Source organism: Bacteroides salyersiae (genome assembly GCF_031172035.1).
Classification (GTDB): domain Bacteria; phylum Bacteroidota; class Bacteroidia; order Bacteroidales; family Bacteroidaceae; genus Bacteroides; species Bacteroides salyersiae.
Map to the genome: position 1 here is coordinate 2910913 of NZ_CP133452.1, position 13129 is coordinate 2924041.

Annotated in this window: 10 protein-coding genes and 1 tRNA gene; 6 read left to right on the top strand and 5 right to left on the bottom strand. The window is 42.4% G+C overall.

Features of this window, described 5'->3' with window-relative positions; all coding sequences use genetic code 11:
* Positions 1-19: 19 nt before the first annotated feature.
* Positions 20-973: a glycosyltransferase family 2 protein gene (locus RB604_RS10635; RefSeq protein WP_007478320.1), complete on the bottom strand. Its 954-nt coding sequence runs from the start codon at positions 971-973 to the stop codon at positions 20-22.
* Between the two features lie 26 nt (positions 974-999).
* The gene (locus RB604_RS10640) at positions 1000-1560 is read right to left on the bottom strand and encodes a DUF4199 domain-containing protein (RefSeq protein WP_005924432.1); all 561 of its coding nucleotides are present in this window, start codon (positions 1558-1560) and stop codon (positions 1000-1002) included.
* 316 nt (positions 1561-1876) lie between these two features.
* On the opposite strand from RB604_RS10640, the gene RB604_RS10645 reads away from it, so the two are divergent.
* The 3 genes from RB604_RS10645 to RB604_RS10655 all read left to right on the top strand — a co-directional run bounded on the left by RB604_RS10645 (position 1877) and on the right by RB604_RS10655 (position 4172).
* Positions 1877-1950 (top strand) — tRNA-Thr (locus RB604_RS10645).
* Positions 1951-2097: 147 nt separating this feature from the next.
* Complete coding sequence (locus tag RB604_RS10650) at positions 2098-3732, top strand: DUF8740 domain-containing protein (protein WP_007478318.1); 1635 nt, start codon at positions 2098-2100, stop codon at positions 3730-3732.
* A gap of 2 nt (positions 3733-3734) precedes the next feature.
* Complete coding sequence (locus tag RB604_RS10655) at positions 3735-4172, top strand: hypothetical protein (RefSeq protein ID WP_055295582.1); 438 nt, start codon at positions 3735-3737, stop codon at positions 4170-4172.
* A gap of 135 nt (positions 4173-4307) precedes the next feature.
* On the opposite strand, the gene eno is transcribed toward RB604_RS10655, so the two are convergent.
* From eno to crcB, 3 genes are all read right to left on the bottom strand, one after another.
* Positions 4308-5588 (bottom strand): phosphopyruvate hydratase, encoded by a 1281-nt coding sequence (gene eno, locus RB604_RS10660; protein WP_055295581.1) that lies wholly within the window; start codon positions 5586-5588, stop codon positions 4308-4310.
* Between the two features lie 232 nt (positions 5589-5820).
* A complete protein-coding gene (locus RB604_RS10665; RefSeq protein WP_007478313.1) occupies positions 5821-6501 on the bottom strand; it encodes a pentapeptide repeat-containing protein in 681 nt (226 codons plus the stop codon).
* A gap of 22 nt (positions 6502-6523) precedes the next feature.
* Positions 6524-6907, bottom strand: coding sequence for a fluoride efflux transporter CrcB (gene crcB / locus RB604_RS10670; RefSeq protein ID WP_005924417.1), 384 nt, complete (start codon positions 6905-6907; stop codon positions 6524-6526).
* 159 nt (positions 6908-7066) lie between these two features.
* On the opposite strand from crcB, the gene susR reads away from it, so the two are divergent.
* The 3 genes from susR to RB604_RS10685 all read left to right on the top strand — a co-directional run bounded on the left by susR (position 7067) and on the right by RB604_RS10685 (position 13118).
* Positions 7067-8632 (top strand): SusR family glycan utilization regulator, encoded by a 1566-nt coding sequence (gene susR / locus RB604_RS10675; protein WP_055295635.1) that lies wholly within the window; start codon positions 7067-7069, stop codon positions 8630-8632.
* A gap of 661 nt (positions 8633-9293) precedes the next feature.
* Complete coding sequence (locus tag RB604_RS10680) at positions 9294-11453, top strand: glycoside hydrolase family 97 protein (protein WP_055295578.1); 2160 nt, start codon at positions 9294-9296, stop codon at positions 11451-11453.
* Between the two features lie 258 nt (positions 11454-11711).
* Complete coding sequence (locus RB604_RS10685; RefSeq protein WP_005924409.1) at positions 11712-13118, top strand: amidophosphoribosyltransferase; 1407 nt, start codon at positions 11712-11714, stop codon at positions 13116-13118.
* Positions 13119-13129: the final 11 nt, after the last annotated feature.

The following is a 13129-nucleotide window of genomic DNA, read 5'->3' on the forward strand; positions in this document are numbered from 1 at the left end:
TTTACGGTTCGGGTTCTTTTTATATTATTTTTTCTATCTGATAATTATTACGTTCCGGAGAGGTGCGCGAAATCAGTTCACCTAAAAAACCGGCCATAAATAGCTGGGTTCCTATGATCATGGCTGTGAGCGACAGATAAAAATAGGGAGAGTCGGTCACCAATCGGTAAGCCATGCCGTTGTGCATATGATATAGTTTGGTAGCGCCCACTATTATTACGGAGATGAATCCGAAGATGAACATCAGCGAACCCAAAAGACCGAAAAAGTGCATCGGTTTTACTCCGAATGCAGATAAGAACCAGAGTGAAATTAAATCCAGATACCCGTTGAAGAAGCGGTTCAAGCCACCGAACTTAGTTTTACCGAATTTACGTGCCTGGTGATGGACTACTTTTTCTCCTATCTTCTTGAATCCGGCATTTTTGGCCAGATAGGGGATGTAGCGGTGCATTTCGCCATATACCTCGATATTTTTTACTACTACTTTGCGATAGGCTTTCAGTCCGCAATTGAAGTCGTGCAGGTTTTTGATACCCGATACTTTACGGGCCGTAGCATTGAATAGTTTGGTCGGTATGGTTTTGGAGAGTGGATCATATCTTTTTTGTTTCCAGCCGGATACGAGGTCGTAACCGTCTTCTGTGATCATGCGGTAGAGCTCCGGTATTTCATCGGGGCTATCTTGCAGGTCGGCATCCATGGTGATGACAACATCCCCTTCCGCCTCTTTGAATCCGCAGTATAAGGCCGGTGATTTGCCGTAGTTACGGCGGAATTTTATTCCTTTTACGAATGGAGACTGGTTTTTGAGTTGTTCGATAATCTCCCACGAACGGTCCGTACTACCATCGTTGACAAAGATGACTTCGTATGAAAAACCATTGGCTTTCATTACTCGTTCAATCCAGGCAAACAGTTCAGGAATCGATTCCTCCTCGTTGAACAAAGGGATCACTACAGATATATCCATCTTTTTAATGAATTATGATTAATGAATTATCCCTGTGGGGGCTCTGCCGTTCCCGCAGGTGTGTTTCTACTTCTTTTCATCACAAACAGTGCGGTAGGAATAGCAATTAAACTGCCAAAAAATACATCGCTGGATAGAAGCTGCATGGTTATATCGATTGGAGATAACGCTTGTGCACTGTCTATTGCATTCTTAAGCATTTCTTTTTCATTTGCCATTCCGGGAAGCTCTGTCGTCACTTGTTGCATCAGGTTCACATATTGATTCATGATAAATCCATGATCGATGAATTGGAAATAAATATAATGAGCCACTGCCACGAGCAGCGAAGCGAACATGTACATAAACAAGGTGAAAAGACATGCATGGGCAAAGCCGATTGTGCCTCCACATATTTTGTTTCTATACATTTTGGCATAGTGATATCCTAAAAAGGGCACCGCGAGGGTAAGACACATAAATAAGAACAAAAGGAACGGAATAGTGAATCCCAGCGGAAATAAAATAAATTTCAGTATCCAATACATCCCCATATATGTACCGAAATGCATGGCGTATTTCTGTAAGTAATTTCTGTTTTCTGTCATTTTTTCATTTAAAATAGCGCACAAAGGTACAAATAATATTGTTTGATAGGGGAGATAAGCCTGTTAAAGTTAATAAAGCCCGGAAAGTAGTAGGGATAGAATTATTTTTTGTTTGCTAAGCGGTTGAAAGGTAGCGCTTTGTTTCTTTTTTGCAGAAAAAATGTATATTAGCTATTGCAGATTAAAGAAAAAGATGTACCTTTGCAACCGCAAAACGGGTAAGTCCTATACGGCCAGCTCCCTTCGAATCCTCCAGGGCTTGATCGCAGCAAAGGTAGTTGGTTGTAGCGGCGCGATATAGTAAGCTTACCCACCCGCCTCTTTAGCTCAGTTGGCCAGAGCACGTGATTTGTAATCTCGGGGTCGTTGGTTCGAATCCGACAAGAGGCTCAAAATGAAAGAAAGCATCTCGGTATCTCCGAGGTGTTTTTTTTGTTTACTACGATGATTGAGCCAACCTATTGGCTGATTTTATGAAATGCTGTATTTTTGCCAGTACAAACAATATAATTTTTAAATATTAATTGCATTATTGTTATGAATAAAATCACGACTTTCATTTTATTCTTTTTATTGTTAGGGGCTACAGTTTCAGCCCAAGTTCCATATGGAGTAAATTATCAGGCGGTGATAAGGGATGCCCAACTGCAAATTGTAGCGGAGAAAAATGTATCGGTCCGATTCTCTATTCTGAAAGGAGGAATTGAAGGACAAACTGTTTATATGGAAACACATACGGCGTTGACCAACAAATACGGTGTTTTGAATCTGATTCTGGGGCATGGTACTTCGGAAGGCAATTTTAGCGCGATTCAGTGGTATGACGATTCGTATTTTGTAAAGGTAGAGGTTGATACAGAGGGTGGTTCTAATTATACGGAAGTTTCTACTCAGCAGATGATGTCTGTTCCTTATGCTCTTTATGCGGCAAGATCGGGGGAAGTTGTGCGGAAAGCTGACTTTAGATTGATTTTTGATGAAGTGCCGAATCCATTGAATGGTGAAACGATGTCCGACGAAGATTCGTGGGGATGGGTGCAGGTATTCTTTTTGAACGAAGAAAAGCAAGATATCAATGTGCAGTTGGAAGGATGTCCGGCTGGAATGACTTATACAGTTGAGTATGGTGGAAAGTCTGTTTATGGTACTTCTTTTAAGATTCGTATGTCTTGTTCGGAAAGTGTACAGTCGAAGAATTACCCTTTGGTGCTGAAAGTTTCCAACAATGCCGGAATAACTAAAGAATATACTTTCGAATACAAGGTGGAAACAAGTAAAGATCCGGGGACGAGTGAGGAAACAACATGGCAGAGTGAATCGGATACACGATCTTTCTTGAATATGGTTTATGCGAATCGGCAGCAGTGGATGCAAAAACTGAAAGCTATAGATAATTCGTATGTAAAACAGAATGATGAACTTCCTGAGTTTTATAATCATACTTTTACGGCATCCAATCGTCAGTTGGAAATGATCTGGGCGGAGATGTATGCTTATATTACTCACACCAATATGCTGATTATGGTATCCATGCCTCAAACTGAATGGGCTAATACGGCAAAGGGAGAAGCCCGTGCATTGCGTGCCGAGGCATACATGAAATTGGTAGAAACTTTTGGTGATGTTCCAGTGAGTTTGGATATACAGAATGAAGAATTGAATCTTTCTCGTGTAAATAAAGAAGAGGTATTGAATTTCGTTATTGAAGATCTTGCTCAAGCAGGGGTATATTTACCTGTGGAAAACGGTAATGGGTATTTTTCAAAAAATGATGCTTTTTTTGTGATGTCACAGGCATATCTGTTGTTGGGTCGTTGGGAAAATGCGATGAGACAAATAGAAAACTCCACTCCGGTTCTTTCTCCTTACAGTTCGATCGATTCGTTTTTGGTAAATGCGGTGGCATTGTATAAAACAGGGAGAATGGAAGAGGCGAAACGAATATTTATGGAAATCGGATGTAATATATCTGTAGATACAGTGCTTACGGATGATTCTGTAGCACAGATTTATTTGGATAAACTACATGGAGAGGGTAAAGGACGCTTTATCTTACAGGTTTTGGGAAATACAGCCTCTTATTTAAAAATTTCGGGTTTCCGTTCATTGTTGCCTATACCGGAAAGTGAAATCAGTAAGAATCCGAACCTAACTCAAAATCCCGGTTATTAATTATGAGAAAGATTAGTATTCTGTATCTATTATTAATGTGGTGCGGGTTTGTCTGTGCCCAAGAGAGCTTCGGTTGTTGGGGTAGTCAGGATGAACGGGCACAAAGTTCGATGGGAGAGACGATTGTGGTTTGCAATGAGTCTATGAGTTCCGGATTTCAGCAAGGAGACTGGGATCAGATTACTTCTTTAGAGAAAGTAGATGATGCTTCTGTCCGTTGCTATTACGACAAACAGGCCAAGCGTGTGGTTATTGAAACTGAGGATTGCTTGAAAGTGGCATTTTATACATTGGGAGGAACCCTATTGCAGAAAATAAACGGGATTGCCGGAGGTAGAAACTATTTCGATTTGAGTCCGTTGAATGAGAAAGTTGTTCTGATCCGGATAGAAACGGGAGTTCCGGGAAAACAGAAGACTTATAAGATTGTGATGGAGTAGGCCGGAAGATGATTGATAAAGTATCGTTTTCGTAATCAAATGAAGATTTTTATCTTCTTAATATAAAAAGAGAGGTTTAGCCGGAATATATTCCTAAAGCTAAACCTCTCTTTATTATCTATCAAACAGTTTTAATTATTTCAAACGTTTGTATCCGTATACGGCACGGTCGCCCAGTTCTTCTTCAATACGGAGAAGTTGGTTGTATTTGGCCATACGGTCTGAACGGCTCAATGAACCGGTTTTGATCTGTCCACTGTTGGTTGCTACGGCAATGTCTGCAATCGTTGCATCTTCCGTTTCACCGGAACGGTGGGAAGTTACGGTAGTGTAACCATGACGATGAGCCATTTCGATGGCATTCAATGTTTCTGTCAATGAACCGATTTGGTTTACTTTGATCAGGATAGAGTTGGCACAACCTTTTTCGATACCCATAGCCAAGAAGTCTACATTGGTTACGAACAAGTCGTCACCTACCAACTGGCAGCGGCTACCGATACGTTCGGTCAGTTTTCTCCAACCTTCCCAGTCATTTTCGCTCATACCGTCTTCGATAGAATCGATCGGGTATTCGTTGATCAGTTTCTCCAAATAGTCTATCTGTTCGTCGGCTGTACGTTTTTTACCTTTGTCCCCTTCGAACTTGGTATAATCGTAGATGCCGTTGTGGTAGAATTCGGAAGAAGCACAGTCCATGGCAATCATTACATCTTTACCCGGTTCGTATCCGGCAGCTTTGATGGCGGCAATGATCGAATTCAGTGCATCTTCGGTACCTTCGAGGTTGGGAGCGAAACCGCCTTCATCACCTACGGCAGTACTAAGTCCGCGATCTTTTAATACTTTTTTCAATGCGTGGAATACTTCTGCACCCATGCGCAATCCTTCTTTGAATGAATTTGCACCTACAGGGCGGATCATAAATTCTTGAAAAGCGATCGGGGCGTCACTGTGTGAACCGCCATTGATAATATTCATCATCGGAACAGGCAATACATAAGTATTGGTTCCACCGATATATCTGTAAAGAGGAATATCGAGATAGCTGGCTGCTGCTTTGGCTACGGCAAGTGATACGCCGAGGATGGCATTAGCGCCCAGATTCGATTTGGTTTTTGTTCCGTCCAGTGCCAGCATGGCATGGTCGATACCCATCTGGTCGAGAGAAGACATGCCGATAAGATGCGGGGCGATAATATTGTTTACGTTTTCTACGGCTTTCAGTACACCTTTTCCACCGTAACGTTTTTTGTCACCGTCACGCAATTCCAGTGCTTCGTGTTCACCGGTTGACGCACCTGATGGAACGGATGCACGTCCCATGATACCTGATTCCAATACTACGTCTACTTCCACTGTGGGGTTACCTCTGGAGTCGAGGATTTCACGTCCGATAATTTTTTCTATTTTCATTGTTTCTCTTATATTTTAGATACTTGCAAATGTACTCACTATCCGGGAAGTGGGGAATCACTATGAATAGGTAATTCTGCCCTGTTTTGTTCCCTATTAGTTAGTATTTAAATAACAATGAAAGGAGGGAATTGGTTCGCTTCCCGGTGTTATAATGAAAGTTATAAACTGATAAATTTTGAAATTGGGCAACAGGTACGCCTGTTTGTTCACTAATGTTTGGGGAAATTATTTACTGTTGGAAGTCGTCATTGATGACTACTCCCAACAATGGAAGTAACTCCATTGCCTGTATGGAACTGACGATTGCGCCTTGCAGGTCGGAAATATTGATTTGCAGGCCATTGATACGCGAAGTACGCAAGTCTATGTTCCGCAGACGCGTATGCGAGAAGTCTGCTTGTATCAGCGAACAGTGTTCGAATGCGGTCGCTTGTAAGCGGCAATCGTTAAGGCTGCCGTTCTGTAAGTCACACCGGCTAAATTGCATCTGGTTCGTTTTGCTCATGGCGAGGTTGATGTACCGGCTGTTGCAATTTATCATCCGTACATGATTGAATGTAGACTCTCCGAAATTGGTTCCCATCAATTTGCAGTCGATGAACTCTACCCGGTAGAAGGAACTTCCGGCGAAAGAGATGTTGGAGAAATCGCATTGCCGGAAAACAACATCGGATATTTGGGCCGATTTGAAAGCGGAATCAATAAAAGTGATGTTACTGAAAGCACACTCTTTGATACTCCGGTAGGAAGCGTAGATTCCCGTTTCCATACTTTTGGTGAAGGAAAGCCGGTATGCGGTTTCTTCTTTTTCGAAGAGTTCTTTCAATGGTTCGAGACTTTCGGATGGTTCTTCCACAATGGGAGGTGCGATGCGTATAATGGACGCTTTGGCAGTTTTAGTCGTTCTCATTCTCTCTATCTCTTTTTTTAAGTTATCCTAATAATTTCCCGGTGAATCCACCGGCCAGTACGGCTACTAATCCCAAAACAACGCTTAGGAAAAAATAGAGTAGGAAGGTGCCGTAAAACTCTCCTTTCAGCAGGCTTAGCCCGTCATTGGAGAAAGTGGAAAATGTGGTAAAGCCCCCGCATAGGCCTGTTGTGAGAAAGAGTCTCATTTCCATAGGCAGGTTCCAGCGCTCGGATACGGAATAGAACAGGCCGATAAAGAAACTCCCGATGATGTTTACGGCAAACGTCCCCCATGAAAACGGGAATCCGATGCCGGACATCCGTTCGTTGAGTCCTATTTGCGCCAGATAGCGGAGTACGCTTCCGGCACCGCCTCCAATGAATATATAAATTGCTTCTTTCATTTTTTATGCATACAAGTTTAGGCAAAAGTACAACAAACCGAAAGCGAAAACAAATTTATTTGTAGGATGTTGAAGGGCTGCCTGCATTTCATATGGCAAAGGAGGGGATATTTTGGGATAAATTTTGTACTTTTGAACGCTTATGCGAAAAAACAGGCTATGAGACGATTGGTTGTTGTAATGATATCACTTTTTTGGGGCGTTCTTTCCGTGTGTGCGGGTAAGGGAACGGATACCATTCTCGTTCGGTTGGACAAGGTATTGGGCCAGCAACAGATATATATGAAGCAAAAAGAAGGCCGTATCGATAGTTTGAAACGGCTACTGGCCCGGCCGTCGTTGACTTTGCAACAAAAATTCCGTCTTAATAAAAGGTTAGGGACGGAGTATGAACTTTTTGTATCGGATTCGGCCATGGCATATTTCGACCGTAGTTTGTCGATAGCCGATTCTTTGCATAATGTCTCTTGGGTGGATGAGATCCGGCTTTGCCAGGTATCTGTCTTGTCTGTTTCCGGAATGTATAAAGAGGCTTGGGACAGGTTGCACGGCATCAATCGTACCACGCTTCCCGATAGTTTGTTACCGGCTTTTTATAATTGCGGGCGGCAGTTGAATTCTTTTCTGGCCAGTTATTCTCACGATAGCGCCTATGTTGCAAAGTATGCAGCACTCCAAAATAAATACAGGGATTCGCTATTGACCGTTCTTTCGCCTGCTTTACCCGAGTACCGTCTTTATGAAGCCGAACGCTTTGTCGCTACCCGTCAGTACATGCAGGCTAAAAAAATATTTCAGGAATTGGTACATAGTCAGCCGGAGGAATCGAATGTTTTTGCCCGTGCGGCTTTTTCGTTGGCACAGTTGTATCGGGACGAGGGTCGTCCGGAAGAGTATGAAAAGTATCTGATACTCTCCACCATTTCGGATATAAAGGCATCGGTTAAGGAGAATGCCGCCTTGCCCAGTCTGGCTTTTGTTCTTTACGGGCAAGGTGATATAACCCGTGCTTATCATTATATCAAGCGTTCGCTCGAAGATGCCATTTTCTGTAACGCGCGTTTACGTACCATCGAGATTTCGGGTATGCTTCCTGTGATAGATGCTGCCTATAAGTTGCAGATAGAGCGCCAGCGTTGTCAATTGGTTCTTTTTCTGATCATAGTCAGCCTGCTTTCCGTTTTCCTGATCATATCGGTCGTTCTGATATACAAGCAGGTGAAGAAACTTTCTGTTGCCCGGCGTCATTTGCGGCAGGCCAATCACATAAAAGAAGAATATATCGGACATTTCCTTAATCTTTGCTCCCTTTATATTGAAAAACTGGATAATTTTCGTCGTACGGTAAATCGTAAAATCACTGCCGGACAAACAGAGGAATTGCTTAAACTTACAAAATCTTCACAGTTTGCCGGAATGGAGCAAAAGGAATTTTATGCCAACTTCGACAATGCTTTCCTGCACCTGTATCCTGATTTTGTAACAGAGTTCAATCGATTGTTGCAACCGGAAGAACGTTTTATAATGAAGCCGGGTGAACTGTTGAATACCGAACTGAGAATTTTTGCAATTATCCGTTTGGGCATTGACGACAGTTCTAAAATTGCTAACTTTCTTCATTATTCCATCAATACGATTTATACCTATCGGAACAAAGTGAAAAACAGGGCTATCAACCGGGAAAACTTCGAAGAGGAAATTATGAAAATCGGTGTGCTGGAATGATTGTATTTCGCAAAAAAAGAGGTTTTGGTGGCTTGTCAATCAAACGACTTTAATCATTTCTTTGGATGTCTGAAAATTATGTTAGTCGAATATCCTTTATTAAAACAGCATTGAAGTAAAGTGTATGTCTCTTTCCTTATTTCTTATTTTGTTACAGTGTATACATGCTTTTATTTCTGTCCTTAAAGTGTTTGTCATATTATATAAATATCCGGTCGGTTCCTCACCGAGAAAAGGTTCGTTCCTCTACGAGACTCGATGTGTTTCTCTACGGGGAACGGGTCGATTCTCGTAGAGGGAAATAATGGTTTGTTTAATATGTTGATATTCAAATGATTGTCTGATGATGGAAATGTCTCTTATTTTTGATGTGTAAATTGTGCTTTTATTTCTTTCCTTCCTGTTTCTTGTATCCGAAATATAAACATTTATATGCTTGTTTATTTAATGTAAATTCGCCGCTATTTTCCTGTTATCATTAAATTTTCCTGTTATTCGATTTATATTTCACTCTTTTTTATTCTCTATTATCTTATTAATAGTAAGAAGTTTATGCAAACGTTTTCAGATATTTCTTTTATATTCCGTTTATATGCGGGACGAACCTGAATGTTTCCTGCTTATCTTTGCCATACGATTATTAATTTATTAAATTCATATCATGAATCACATGAAAACACTAACCACTAAAATGGCTTTCTTGCTGCTTTCCTTATTATTAATAAGTACAGCAACTATGGCCGAAAGTATTACTTCTCCTAACGGGCTTTTGAAACTTAGTTTTACGGTAAACGCGCAAGGCGAACCGGTGTACGAACTTTCTTATAAGAATAAGGAGGTAATCAAACCGTCCAAGCTTGGATTGGAGTTAAAGAATGATCCCGGACTGATGAGCGGATTCACACTGGCCGACGTGAAAACCGGCACTTTTGATGAAACTTGGGAACCGGTTTGGGGAGAGGTGAAATCCATTCGCAATCACTACAATGAGTTAGCTGTGACGCTGGATCAGAAAGCGCAGGATCGCAACATTGTTATCCGTTTCCGTTTGTACGATGATGGCTTGGGATTTCGTTACGAATTTCCATTGCAGAAGAATCTGAATTATTTCGTGATCAAGGAAGAACATTCGCAGTTTGCCATGACGGGTGATCATACAGCTTTCTGGATTCCCGGTGACTATGACACGCAAGAATATGACTATACAGAATCCAAGCTTTCGGAGATTCGCGGATTGATGAAAGGCGCTATTACCGGCAATGCTTCACAGACCTCCTTTTCACCGACAGGCGTACAGACCTCTTTGCAGATGAAAACGGCCGATGGTCTTTACATCAACCTGCATGAAGCCGCTTTGGTAGATTACTCTTGTATGCACTTGAATCTGGACGACAAGAATCTCGTATTCGAATCATGGCTGACTCCTGATGCCGTGGGAGATAAAGGATATATGCAGGCTCCTTGCAAATCTCCGTGGCGTACGGTGATTGTAAGTGATGATGCCCGCGACATCCTTGCTTCCAAATTGACCCTTAATCTGAACGAACCCTGTGCATATGAAGATGTTTCTTGGATTAAACCGGTGAAATACGTAGGTGTATGGTGGGAAATGATTACCGGAAAAAGCAGTTGGGCTTACACGGATGATGTACCTTCCGTAAAATTAGGCGAAACGGATTATTCAAAAACGAAACCTAACGGCAAGCACGGTGCCAACAACGAAAATGTGAAACGCTATATTGACTTTGCAGCCGAGCACGGATTCGACCAGGTATTGGTAGAAGGCTGGAACGAAGGTTGGGAAGACTGGTTCGGCCAATCAAAAGATTATGTATTCGATTTTGTGACTCCGTATCCCGATTTTGATGTGAAGATGCTGAATGCCTATGCTGCCAGCAAAGGTGTGAAGTTGATGATGCACCACGAAACTTCTGCTTCCGTACGTAATTACGAACGCCATATGGACAAGGCTTATCAGTTCATGGTGGACAATGGATATAATGCAGTGAAGAGTGGTTATGTGGGTAATATCATCCCACGTGGTGAACATCATTACGGACAGTGGATGAACAATCACTATCTCTATGCAGTGACCAAAGCCGCCGATTATAAGATTTGTGTAAATGCCCATGAAGCCGTTCGGCCTACCGGACTGTGCCGTACTTATCCGAATCTTATCGGTAATGAATCTGCCCGTGGTACCGAATACGAAGCATTTGGCGGCAGCAAACCTTTCCATACCACACTGCTTCCTTTTACCCGACAGATTGGCGGCCCGATGGACTACACTCCGGGTATCTTCGATACGCAACTCTCTTTTCTGACGGGAGAGCATAGCTTTGTACATACTACGCTGGCTAAACAGTTGGCTCTTTATCTGACGTTGTACAGTCCGCTCCAGATGGCAGCCGATCTTCCCGAAAGCTATGAACGTCACATGGATGCCTTCCAGTTTATCAAAGACGTGGCAGTGGACTGGGACGATAGCAAATATCTGGAAGCCGAACCGGGAGATTACATTACCGTAGCCCGTAAGGCGAAAGGCACTAATAATTGGTTTGTGGGGGGCATTACCGATGAAAATGCCCGTACAGCAACTTTCACGTTAGACTTTTTGGATCCGGGGAAACAATATGTAGCCACTCTTTATGCCGATGGAAAAGATGCCGATTATGAATCCAATCCTACTTCCTACCAGATAAAAAAAGGATTGGTAACCAACAAAACAAAGATTTCTACTAAACTTGCCCGTAGCGGTGGTTTTGCAATGAGCATAATCGAAGCTACTCCGGCAGATAAGAAAATGAAGAAATTTAAATAATTAGTCAATTTGCCAATATGCCAATGTGCCAATTAGCTGCGCTCTCATTTTGCCGGTTGATTGGCACATTGGCATTAATGCATTGGCACATTGACACATTATTAATGAGTACATTCTTTTAATTGGCATATTGGCACATTGACACATTGGCAAATTATTCAATAGGCACATTATTCATAATTTCTTTTCCGGTCAGATTCTTTTTTGTACTTTTGCACAATCTTTTTCAAAACTAACACTAATTAAAAAGAATCTTATATGGGAGGTTTTTTCGGAACAGTCTCACAAAGGGCCTGTGTGACCGATTTGTTCTACGGCACAGATTATAATTCACATTTGGGGACAAAACGGGGCGGTCTTGCGACCTATAGTAAAGAGCAAGGGTTTATCCGTTCCATTCACAATCTGGAAAGTTCATATTTTCGTACCAAGTTTGAATCCGATCTGGATAAATTCAAAGGCAATGCCGGGATCGGCATCATCAGCGACACAGACGCACAACCTATCGTTATCAATTCTCATCTCGGGCGCTTCGCCATCGTTACAGTCGCAAAAATCGTCAACCTTCAAGAATTAGAAAACGAACTACTCTCCAAAAATATGCATTTCGCTGAACTGAGTTCCAGCAGTACCAATCAAACAGAGCTGATCGCTTTACTTATCATTCAGGGAAAAACTTTTGTAGAAGGTATCGAGAATGTGTATAAGCATATCAAAGGTTCTTGCTCCATGCTTCTGCTTACAGAAGACGGTATCATTGCTGCACGCGACCGGTGGGGGCGTACGCCGGTGGTGATAGGCAAAAAAGAGGGAGCGTATGCTGCTACCAGTGAGTCAAGTAGTTTTCCGAATCTGGATTATGAGATAGAAAGGTATTTGGGACCGGGTGAAATAGTGCATTTGCGTGCCGATGGAATCACACAGTTGCGTAAGCCGGACGAAGGAATGCAGATCTGTTCTTTCCTGTGGGTATACTATGGTTTTCCTACCTCTTGTTATGAAGGACGTAATGTGGAAGAAGTCCGTTTCACCAGTGGTTTGAAGATGGGACAGAAAGATGAGTTCGAGGTGGATTGTGCATGCGGTATTCCCGATTCGGGTGTCGGTATGGCATTGGGATATGCAGAGGGGAAAGGAGTGCCGTATCATCGGGCTATTTCCAAATATACACCTACCTGGCCGCGTAGCTTTACTCCGAGTAATCAGGAGATGCGTTCACTCGTGGCAAAGATGAAGCTGATACCGAATCGTGCCATGCTCAATGGTAAACGTCTGTTGTTTTGTGACGACTCCATTGTACGTGGAACTCAATTGCGTGATAATGTGAAAGTACTTTACGATTATGGAGCGAAAGAAGTACACATGCGCATTGCTTGCCCTCCGTTGATTTATGCCTGTCCTTTTGTCGGTTTTACTGCTTCTAAAAATGCACTTGAGTTAATTACCCGGCGCATTATTAAAGAACTTGAAGGAGACGAGAACAAGAATCTTGAGAAATATGCCACTACCGGTTCGCCGGAATACGAGAAGATGGTGAGTGTCATTGCCGAGCGTTTCGGGCTTTCTTCATTGAAGTTCAATACACTGGAAACTTTGATAGAGGCTATCGGTCTACCCAAATGCCAGGTTTGTACCCATTGTTTTGATGGTAGCAGCCATTTTTAGGAATCTGGAAA

Bases quoted from the DNA above. Each gene is read 5' to 3' on its own strand.
- RB604_RS10635 (WP_007478320.1), bottom strand. From the start codon at position 973: ATGGATATATCTGTAGTGATCCCTTTGTTCAACGAGGAGGAATCGATT.
- RB604_RS10640 (WP_005924432.1), bottom strand. From the start codon at position 1,560: ATGACAGAAAACAGAAATTACTTACAGAAATACGCCATGCATTTCGGT.
- RB604_RS10650 (WP_007478318.1), top strand. From the start codon at position 2,098: ATGAATAAAATCACGACTTTCATTTTATTCTTTTTATTGTTAGGGGCT.
- RB604_RS10655 (WP_055295582.1), top strand. From the start codon at position 3,735: ATGAGAAAGATTAGTATTCTGTATCTATTATTAATGTGGTGCGGGTTT.
- eno (WP_055295581.1), bottom strand. From the start codon at position 5,588: ATGAAAATAGAAAAAATTATCGGACGTGAAATCCTCGACTCCAGAGGT.
- RB604_RS10665 (WP_007478313.1), bottom strand. From the start codon at position 6,501: ATGAGAACGACTAAAACTGCCAAAGCGTCCATTATACGCATCGCACCT.
- crcB (WP_005924417.1), bottom strand. From the start codon at position 6,907: ATGAAAGAAGCAATTTATATATTCATTGGAGGCGGTGCCGGAAGCGTA.
- susR (WP_055295635.1), top strand. From the start codon at position 7,067: ATGAGACGATTGGTTGTTGTAATGATATCACTTTTTTGGGGCGTTCTT.
- RB604_RS10680 (WP_055295578.1), top strand. From the start codon at position 9,294: ATGAATCACATGAAAACACTAACCACTAAAATGGCTTTCTTGCTGCTT.
- RB604_RS10685 (WP_005924409.1), top strand. From the start codon at position 11,712: ATGGGAGGTTTTTTCGGAACAGTCTCACAAAGGGCCTGTGTGACCGAT.